A 9,663-nucleotide genomic window follows, 5' to 3' on the forward strand; every position below is an offset into this window, starting at 1 on the left:
TTAGTCATTAGTAAATGACCAAAGACCATTCAGCACTCAGTACTCAGAGTTTTATTATGCTGCCGGAACAACAACAGCGGATTTTAGGTTACTTCATAGAAGAAGCCAGAGACCATCTGAATACGATTGAGCAGGGGTTAATGAACCTCCAAAGCACCTTGGACGACCAGGAAATGGTCAACGAAGTTTTTCGGGCGGCTCACTCGATCAAAGGAAGTGCGGCTATGCTGGGGCTGAATAGCATTCAGCACACCGCTCACCGTCTGGAAGATTGTTTTAAAGTTCTCAAAGAACATCCGGTTCAAGTTGACGAAAAGTTAGAATCTCTCTTTCTCGGTGTATCTGACACCCTCAAGGTGCTATTAGAACATTTGAGTGGGCCATTTGGCCTGTCGGAAGAGGCAGCTAATACTCTGATGTCAGAAACTGAGCCGGTCTTTACATGGCTATATGAGCATCTGGATCTGCTTGTACAACAGCGTAACAGTGGGGTGCTAAATAACAGTCAGATAACAGCAGAAGAACCAAACTCTGAGGACAGTGTTACCTCACTTACCGATCTGTTCTTGCGGACAGATATGGAGAATCTGGAAGAAGAAAGCGAAAGTACATCGACAGAATTACCCGTGTCAGTATTTACCGCAGAAAATTCGCCAGTTACAGAGCAATCAATTTACCATTGGGATGAATTTCAAACCCAAGTGTTACAAGCACTGCGGGAAATGTTGCAACTGTTTAAACAACGAAGTACACCCGAATCTCGGCACAATCTTCAACAATGTTGTCTACAGTTAGTCAGTTTGGGACAGACTTGGAATTTGCCTCACTGGTGTGAATTATGTCAAGGGGCGGCTAATGCGATCGCTAATCCGGAAAATACTTACCTCGGTTTAGCAAAAATTGTCATTACTGAAATCAAACAAGCCCAAGAATTAGTTCTGCAATACCGAGAAAATGAGATTGCAATTAGTCAGCAATTAACAGCACTCTTGAACTTGCCAGAACTGGAGTTGTTAGAATCTCAAGATTTATTTGTTGATCAGCCTACATCTGTAGCAGATACAGAGAATTTTGCTAGTGAACCATTACAGCCAACAGATAGCATAACTAGCTTAACTGAACTCTCCGAGCAACTTCAGCCCAGTCAGAATATTTCAGCCGCAACAGAAAACACTATCCCAGAAATTGCTGCTACTACTAATTTCTTCTGGGATGATGAAGAAGATACACCGATTAGCGATATTAGTCAAAATGGCCCTGAAGTCGGATTATCTGAGTTAAATAGTCTGGCTGATTTATTTGAAGGTGAAACGGAGGAACTAGATGAAAGCTGGCAACAAGAAGAAATTGTAGACATTCGCGCCACCAGTGAATTAGGCATAGATGTGAGTGACACTGATATTGAAGACTTTGATAGCGATTTAGCTGACTTTCTCTTCTTGGACGAAGGCAAAAGCGATCATGATCTGCACATTAGTATCACAACAAAAGAAGAGTTAAACCAATTATTTGGCAAGAACTTTAGCGAAGCAGAGCAGCAAAATCAACCAACATCTGCGGAAATTTCCAGCGAATTAGAAACATCTTCGGCTGAAATTAATCCAAATGATTTAATGGGTGATTTATTAACATCAACACCAAATGAAAATGAATTAATATCCACAGGGGAATCAACTCAACTAGAACCCATATCCAATAACCAAGAAAGCAGTTTTGATGAATTATTCTCCGACCCAGATAATGCAGGTGTAGAGGATAGTTTACAGCATGAAGTTGCAGACAATCAACGAAGTATTATCCAGCCAGAGTCTGTAAGTTTAGATGCTCTGTTTGATGATTTTGATCATATTCCACAACTGTCTAGCGATGAGTCAGAAATTACTGATTTGTTTGATCTCACACCTGCTAACGGCATAGAATTTACTCAGGCTGAAGAGAATTTAAACGACTTCTGGAACGAAGAAACAACAACCGCAGCAGAATCTGTGCCGGTAATTGAGCAGGATGCAGCAAAAGCTTTAGAAGAGAGTTTGTTTGCGGCAGCAACAAGTGATATTTTTGGCAACATAGAAGACTTTAATACTCCGCCTTCAACCAATCTTGATTTGGGTGAGGAAGATTTAATATTTTCATCAGATACTGACGATGATTTATTTGCAGATTTAGCAGAGTTTGATTCTATATCTTCTAGCGATGAAGATGAGCAAGAATTGAGTCTCCAGGACATTAGCAGCTTCTCCCAAGAGCCAGAAGCTTTAGATTTAATCCCAGAATTCACACAAGAGCCACCCAAGGTAGCTGCTGTTGATTCTGCCCCGTCAGCAGATTTTGGCACTGATTTGTTTGATAGTCTTGATGAGAATCCGCAAATTCTTTTGGAAGAAATAGCCACTACAGATACCTCAACTGATATTCAACTGGATAATGCGGATAGTCTGTTTGACGATGACGATTTATTGGTTTCAGAAACTGAGGAAAACACTGAAACTGCCACAGTAGAAGCTAATTCAGAACATGAACTTGATATCTTTGAGACTTATATCCAAGATGAATTGGTTGAGTTAGAAGACGAGGAAAACACGGTAATTTCCGCAGCAGACGCTAATTCAGACGATGAACTTGATATTTCTGAGACTTATATCCAAGATGAATTGGTTGAGTTAGAAGGATTAGAAGAAAACACGGTAATTTCCGCAGCAGACACTAATTCAGACGATGAATTTGATACTTCTGAGACTTATATCCAAGATGAATTGGCTGAGTTAGAAGCATTCTTAGAAGAGGAAACAACAGTCAGTTCTGAGGATAGTGCGAGGGAAGAAGCTGATTTTGCCGACCTGGAAGCTTTGCTGAATACAAGCGCAGCTCACCAAGAGGTAAGGACATCTAATGACCAGCTATCAGATTCACCACAATATGAACTAACTATTAACCAACCTGCGAGTTACACCATTGGAGCAGCAGAGATTGATGATGATTTTAGCGATTTGGAAAGACTGCTAGCAGAAGCAGATCAAACGATATCCCACTCATCACCGACTAAAGCAAAGCCGCAAACCAGCAAAAGTTCTCGTTCTTCAGATCGTCTGACTGCTAGATTTGAAGAAACAATGAAAGTTCCAGTCAAGCAACTGGACGATATGAGTAATTTAGTTGGGGAGTTGGTGGTCAATCGCAACACCTTAGAACAGGATCATGAACGACTACGGCAATCTTTAGATAACTTGCTGATTCAGGTGCAACATCTGTCGGATGTGGGAGCCAGGATGCAAGAATTGTATGAGCGATCGCTATTAGAAGCTTCTCTTCTGGCTAGTCGCAAAATCAGAGATCCTAGAGAAGTCAGAGACACTAACTATAACAGTGATAATTCCCATACAGATATGGGTTTTAGTGAGTTAGAAATGGATCGCTTTACTCCTTTCCACACCCTATCCCAAGAAATGATTGAATTTATTGTGCGGGTGCGTGAGTCAGCGAGTGACATTGACTTTGTAACTGAAGAAAGCGAAAGAGTAGCCAGACAGTTCCGCCAAGTGACAACCCAGCTACAAGAGGGACTCACACGAGCGCGAATGGTGCCTTTCTCCCAAACAATCGACCGCTTGCGGCGAGGAGTCCGCGACAACGCCATCAAGTATGGTAAACAAGTCAATTTGGTGATTGAAGGCGGAGATACCTTAATTGACAAGATGATTTTAGATCATCTCACCGATCCGTTGACTCATATGCTCAACAATGCGATCGCTCATGGAATTGAAACGCCAGATATCAGGAAAGCAGCAGGTAAACCACCCGCAGGATATATTACGATTCGGGCTTTTTATCAAGGAAATCAAACAGTGATTTCCGTGGGTGATGACGGTGCTGGTATCGATCCAGAACGCATCAAGGTAAAAGCGGTGCAAATAGGCATGATTACCGCAGCTCAAGCAAAATCTATTTCGCGCATGGAAGTTTATGACCTGCTATTCCAGCCTGGCTTTAGTATCAAAGACAAAGCTGATGAAATTTCTGGTCGTGGCGTAGGAATGGATGTAGTCCGTTCGGAAATCAGCGAAATTCGTGGCATAGTCAACACAGACTCGACTATCGGCAAAGGAACCACCTTTACGATTCGTTTACCATTGACCTTAAGTATTTGCAAAGCTTTATGCTGTGTCTCCGATAAAGCCCGAATTGCCTTCCCGATGGACGGGGTGGAAGATACCCTCGATATCCCCGTAAAAAGTATTCAGCGTCACCCCGATGGACAATCATATATTTCTTGGCGCGATACATTACTCCCCTTCCGACCCTTGAAAGAACTTTTAACTTTTAATCGTCTGTTGAGTCGCGGTAATGTTTATGGTGGCAACCGTGATGATGATATGGTGTCAGTTGTGGTAGTGCGATCGGGAAATACCTTAATTGCTTTACAAATTGACCTAGTGCTGAGTGAGCAAGAAATTGTCATTAAACAATTTGAAAGCCCCGCACCCAAACCCATTGGTGTTGCAGGTGCTACGGTCTTAGGTGATGGTCGCATCATGCCTATAGCTGATGTACTGGAGATTATCGAAATCTTCCAAGGACGGATTTCTAAACATAATGGCAGTAAGCTTTGGCAACAACAACAAGACCCCTATGTGCCAGAAGTTACGGTAGAAAAAATTGACCCCACCGTGCTGATTGTGGATGACTCAATTACAGTTAGAGAGTTACTCTCGCTGACATTTAACAAAGCTGGTTATCGCGTTGAACAGGCGCGTGATGGACAGGAAGCTTGGGACAAACTCCGTTCTGGTCTACCTTGCGATATCGTATTTTGCGACATCGAGATGCCCCGTTGCGACGGACTGGAATTGCTCTCTCGTATCCAAAAAGATCCCAACCTCAACCACCTACCCATTGCCATGCTGACTTCCAGAGGAGCAGACAAACACCGACAAATGGCAGTGCAACTTGGTGCTAGTGGCTACTTTACCAAGCCCTATCTCGAAGAAGCTTTACTCGAAGCCGCCGTGCGGATGCTGTCAGGCGAAAAGTTAGTAACGGCTTAAGTGGTTGGATATGGGACATGGGTGAATTTTCCCAGTCCAAAACACGCATCTTGCCTGTTCCACAAGAGAAACATAATGCACTGTTTTAGAAGTAGGTTGGGTTAAGCGCAGCGCAACCCAACGCTGCCAATGATGTTGGGTTTCCTTACGTCAACCCAACCTACAATTTTTTGCAACATTTGAAACTTGTCACGTCACTAAGTGTTTGTAAGCGCAAAGCGCAGGCTACGCCAACAAAACTCAAATAGGAGTCCTATAAATTGAATAAAGTCATAAAATAGCACTAATAGGTTCTGTTAATCTTTAACTTTTAATTGCTTATGTCTTACCCAATCAGTAACAAGAGTAACCAAGTTGATAATTACCACGGAACTTTAGTTGCAGATCCTTACCGTTGGTTAGAAGACCCAGACTCTGCAGAAACGCGCAGTTGGATTTCGGCAGAAAATCAAATTACTTTTGCTTACTTGAACGAAATTCCTGCTAGGGAAAAAATTAAACAACGCCTAACTAAACTGTGGGATTACGAAAAATATGGTATCCCCTTTAAAGAAGGTAATAACTACTTTTATTTCAAAAATGATGGACTGCAAAACCAAAGCGTCCTCTATACTCTCAAAACTCTGGACGCTGAACCTAAAGTTTTAATCGACCCGAATCAACTCTCCACCGATGGCACTATTGCCCTTTCTGGATTAGCAATTAGTGATAACGGTCAACTTTTAGCTTATGGTTTATCTAGCTCTGGTTCCGATTGGCAAGAGTGGAAAGTTCGTGATGTGGAAACAGGCGAGGACTTACAAGACCATTTAAAATGGATTAAGTTTTCAGGTGCATCTTGGACAAAGGATAATCAAGGTTTTTTCTACAGTCGTTATGATGAACCAAATGAAAAAACTAAATTAGAAGATGTTAATTATTATCAGAAACTTTATTATCATCAATTGGGTACTTCCCAATCTGAAGATATTTTAATTTATCATCGTGATGACCAGAAAGAATGGGGTTTTAGTGGCAATGTCACTGAAGATGGCAGTTATCTAATTATTTCTATTTGGTTGGGGACTGATGCAAAAAACTTAGTTTTCTACAAAGATTTAACTAACCATAATGCTGAAGTTGTGGAACTCATTAATCAGTTTGAAGCTGATTATAGTTTTATCGAACATGATGATCATATATTTTATTTTCGCACAGATTTGAATGCTCCACGAGGCAGATTAATTGCCATTGATATCAAAAATCCGGCTCAGGAAAATTGGCAAGAAATTATTCCTCAGTCTGTGGCGACTTTGGAAAGTGCCAACATTCTCAATAATCAATTTGTGGTTGATTTTCTCCAAGATGCACGTACCCAAATCAAAATTTTTGACCTTAATGGGGCGTTAGTACGTGAGGTAGAATTACCTGGACTTGGTTCAGCAGGTGGTTTTGGTGGTAAGCGTGATGATACTGAAACCTTTTATAGTTTTACCAGCTTCACTACACCAGGTACTATTTATCGTTACAACATGGTAACGGGTGAAAGTCAACTTTTCCGCCAGTCACAGGTAGATTTTAATCCTGATGATTATGAGACAAAACAAATCTTTTACAGCAGTAAAGATGGTACTCAAGTGCCAATGTTTATTACTCATAAAAAGGGGATACAACTAGATGGGAATAATCCCACTTATCTCTATGCTTACGGTGGTTTTAATGCCTCAATGACTCCCAGTTTTTCTGTGAGTACGTTGGTATGGATGGAAATGGGGGGTGTATATGCTCTGCCGAATATACGCGGTGGTGGGGAGTATGGCGAAGAATGGCATCAAGCCGGGATGAAGGAGAAAAAGCAGAACGTCTTTGATGATTTTATTGCTGCGGCTGAGTGGTTAATTGCTAATAATTATACACGACCTGCAAAGTTAGCGATCGCAGGTGGTAGTAATGGCGGTTTGTTGGTAGGTGCTTGTATGACTCAGCGTCCTGAGTTATTTGGTGCAGCTTTACCAGCTGTCGGCGTGATGGATATGTTGCGATTCCATAAATTTACCATTGGCTGGGCTTGGGTTCCCGAATATGGTTCACCAGATAACCCAGAGGAATTTCCCGCACTTTATAGTTATTCGCCACTGCATAACCTCAAATCTGGGACAGCTTACCCTGCAACTTTAATTACCACAGCTGACCATGATGATCGTGTTGTCCCTGCTCATAGTTTCAAATTTGCGGCAACTTTGCAAGCCCATCACGCTGGTGATGCGCCCGTATTAATTAGAATTGAGACGAAGGCGGGACATGGGGCGGGTAAGCCCACAACGAAGATTATTGAAGAAGCGGCAGATAAGTGGGCTTTTTTAGTGCGGAATCTGGAGGTAGTTTGTAATTCGTAATACAAGAAAGATCCCCGACTTCTTCAAGAAGTCGGGGATCTGAGCCTCTCGTAATTATTGTGATAGTCGTTCTCGAAAATAAAGACGATATAAATTACAAGGACATTGAACTTCATTTCCTTTAAATTCAATTAAGCCCAGACTGCGTAATTTAAAACTTTGTGCAGACTCTAACTGAACAGGAATATCACTATTAATAACTTTTTGCATTGCTCTTTTTCACGATTCATCTTCTTCCAGCAGGGAAAGATAGGGACGTAAAAAGCCTCTATTTGAGGGAGCGACAACCAAGTTAACTAGGCAAATCTAACTTACATTCTAGTGCCTTTTTCTGCATGGTTTTAAATATGTTGAAAAAGCCATTAGCACGGGAAGGTGTCAGACTAACATTTAAACCTGTTTCTTGAATAAAATCTGGGGTAAGTTGCACAATTTCCGTAGGAGTGAGTCCATTTAAGCCTTCAATCAAAAGCCCTACTAATCCTTTTGTCAACTGGGAATCAGAATCACCTTCGTATAAAACTTTACCATCATCCAGGGCTGCGGTGATATAAACCTGAGATACACAGCCAGGAACTTTGTTTTCTGGTACTTTGCCAGTTTCGGGGAAATCTTTCAGCTTCTGAGCATACCAGATTAATTGTTCGTAGCGCCGCTTCGGTTCTGTAGCACGTTGGAAGCGCTGGACGATTTTAGCGAGAGCAGGTGGCAAAGAATCTATAATTGAGGACATAACAGAAGCTGCAAATAATCAGTCTTATATTGAGTGTAGTTGATTTTGTCAGCGATGGATCTGGTAATGGTTGCGATCGCAGAAGATGGTGAGGACTAAAGTCCTTACTACAAGCCTTTAACTTGGCTGTTGTCTAGATAAGGCTTGTTTTAGCTGCTGAGTGGCTTTTTCTATAGCATCTATACTACCTGCATTCACCAGCCCGTAATAATCAAATACATATACTTGGTTGTTTTTTGCAGCTTGCAAATTTTGCCAGAAACTTTCTTTTTTAAAGGAATCTAAAAGTGCAGTTTGGGAACCACCTTGGGGAGGACTGATTAAAATTATCACTTCGGGATTTGCTTCTAAAATTTTCTCAGCCGACAGTGTGATGTAACCACGAATAGGACTAGTACTTTGTAAGTCTGCTGCTAAATTCTTCACCTTGAATTGTGTTAATAAATCTCCCGCCCAACTGTTTTTATTTGGTGTTAAGATTGGCTGGCGACTTACCAGAACTAAAGTAGAATTACTTGGTGGTATATCGTTGGGTAAAAAAGTATCGTAACGGTTTAATAATGGCGTGGGATCTGCATCGATAAAACCAGCTAGGGTTTTAGTCAGTTCTTTGAGAGAGTCCCAACTATTGACTTTGGTGGAAAAAGTCTCTATTCCCAGTTTTTTCAGTGGTTGTATTGTTTGATCAGAGAAGCCTTCTGCACCGATGACCAAATCAGGTTTGAGGGCGATAATTTTTTCTAAATTAGGGGGAGTTTGACCTTGGGCGACGCGCTGAATATTCTGAAAACGTGGGTCTTTATTTAGTAAGCTGCTACCTGTAATTCCTACAAGTTTACTTTGGTCAAGTTGCTGAATTATATCAGCAGATAATGAGGTGAGAGCAACTATTCTTTGAGCAGAAACTTGGGGTTGTTGCTGATTACTATTAATTGATTGAATTGAAGTTGCTGGTGTGGTTTGTGGCTGTTGCGATGGGGAGCAACGCGATTTTGTGAGTTTGGACAAAAAACAAGCGATCGCTAATAATCTTTTTTCAGTACGAAAATAAATTTATTACTTAGTCTTACGTATAAATACATAAACATTCCTACCAATTCTGTAATGGCGACAAAAAAAGGTAAGATTCCCTTTAAATACTGTTTTCAGATAGGGGATATCTGCCTTTTATGACAAAAAATATATGTGCAACTCTTGATTTAAATAAATCAATAAAAACTTTTCAATCAAATGTTACAAAACTTTTAGATTTTGGTAATATCCCAGAATGGGATGGAAAAAAGCTCAAAGAGCGAGAAGAAGAAATTAGAGTTCAGGCACTCATTTTAGCTGGACAATGTATGGCTCTTTTATTATACAGCACTTCCTTCTGCTATGAGGTACACATAGCGGGCAAGATGCCCGCACCACAAGAGTTTTATCATTAATATCTGTACCTCATAACACCGGGAACTGCTGTATAATCTTTCGATATCACCGGAGATTCTTGACTACTCTGTTGCTCAAACACAGG

5 protein-coding genes and 1 pseudogene are annotated in these 9,663 nt (G+C 41.1%); 3 read left to right on the plus strand and 3 right to left on the minus strand.

All coding sequences use genetic code 11. The annotated features are described in order from the left end of the window. Positions 1-56: 56 nt before the first annotated feature. Together ACM0OW_RS13685 and ACM0OW_RS13690 are read left to right on the plus strand one after the other, a co-directional pair. Positions 57-5,042 (plus strand): response regulator, encoded by a 4,986-nt coding sequence (locus tag ACM0OW_RS13685; protein WP_414550661.1) that lies wholly within the window; start codon positions 57-59, stop codon positions 5,040-5,042. A gap of 320 nt (positions 5,043-5,362) precedes the next feature. Then, positions 5,363-7,417: a prolyl oligopeptidase family serine peptidase gene (locus ACM0OW_RS13690; RefSeq protein ID WP_414550644.1), complete on the plus strand. Its 2,055-nt coding sequence runs from the start codon at positions 5,363-5,365 to the stop codon at positions 7,415-7,417. Positions 7,418-7,471: 54 nt separating this feature from the next. On the opposite strand, the gene ACM0OW_RS13695 is transcribed toward ACM0OW_RS13690, so the two are convergent. The 3 genes from ACM0OW_RS13695 to ACM0OW_RS13705 form a co-directional block, all read right to left on the minus strand. Further along, positions 7,472-7,627, minus strand: a complete 156-nt coding sequence (locus tag ACM0OW_RS13695; RefSeq protein WP_414550645.1) for an AAA-like domain-containing protein — start codon at positions 7,625-7,627, stop codon at positions 7,472-7,474. Between the two features lie 82 nt (positions 7,628-7,709). Continuing rightward, positions 7,710-8,150 carry a SufE family protein gene (locus ACM0OW_RS13700; protein WP_414550646.1) on the minus strand — a complete coding sequence of 147 codons (441 nt, stop codon included), beginning with the start codon at positions 8,148-8,150 and terminating at the stop codon, positions 7,710-7,712. Between the two features lie 117 nt (positions 8,151-8,267). Beyond that, positions 8,268-9,158 (minus strand): ABC transporter substrate-binding protein, encoded by an 891-nt coding sequence (locus ACM0OW_RS13705; protein ID WP_414550647.1) that lies wholly within the window; start codon positions 9,156-9,158, stop codon positions 8,268-8,270. 161 nt (positions 9,159-9,319) lie between these two features. On the opposite strand from ACM0OW_RS13705, the pseudogene ACM0OW_RS13710 reads away from it, so the two are divergent. Then, a pseudogene (locus tag ACM0OW_RS13710) lies at positions 9,320-9,517 on the plus strand (ISLre2 family transposase); the annotation flags it as partial. Between the last annotated feature and the right edge of the window lie 146 nt (positions 9,518-9,663).

It is taken from the genome of Anabaena sp. CCY 0017, from assembly GCF_963920885.1.
Lineage (GTDB): Bacteria > Cyanobacteriota > Cyanobacteriia > Cyanobacteriales > Nostocaceae > Nodularia.